This is a genomic window from Flammeovirga aprica JL-4 (assembly GCF_012844305.1).
In the GTDB taxonomy this organism is placed as follows: domain Bacteria; phylum Bacteroidota; class Bacteroidia; order Cytophagales; family Flammeovirgaceae; genus Flammeovirga; species Flammeovirga aprica.
Map to the genome: position 1 here is coordinate 1 of NZ_JABANE010000429.1, position 540 is coordinate 540.

At 60.4% G+C, this 540-nt stretch carries 1 protein-coding gene; it reads left to right on the forward strand.

Annotation, left to right across the window (positions count from 1 at the left end; translation table 11 throughout):
- On the forward strand, positions 1-540 hold a 540-nt coding region (locus HHU12_RS34765), incomplete at both ends, for a phosphate acyltransferase (protein ID WP_262889463.1).

Below are 540 nucleotides of genomic sequence, written 5' to 3' on the forward strand. Positions count from 1 at the left end.
TCAACAACGTACTTTGCTTCCCGTTCATCTTCCGCGGCGCGCTGGACGTCGGCGCGACGGCGATCAACGAAGAGATGAAGCTGGCGGCGGTGCATGCGATTGCCGAGCTGGCCCATGCCGAGCAGAGCGAAGTGGTGGCCTCCGCCTACGGCGATCAGGATTTAAGCTTTGGTCCGGAGTACATCATTCCGAAACCATTCGACCCGCGGCTGATCGTCAAGATCGCCCCCGCGGTGGCGAAGGCGGCGATGGACTCCGGTGTGGCGACGCGCCCGATCGCTGATTTTGACGCCTATATCGAGAAACTGAGCGAGTTCGTCTATAAAACCAACCTGTTTATGAAGCCTATCTTCTCTCAGGCGCGCAAAGAGCCGAAGCGCGTGGTGCTGGCGGAAGGGGAGGAGACTCGGGTGCTGCACGCCACCCAGGAGCTGGTGTCTCTGGGACTGGCCAAACCGATTCTGGTGGGGCGCCCGAGCGTGATTGAAATGCGCATCCAGAAGCTGGGCCTGCAGATCAAGGCCGGCGTTGACTTTGAGA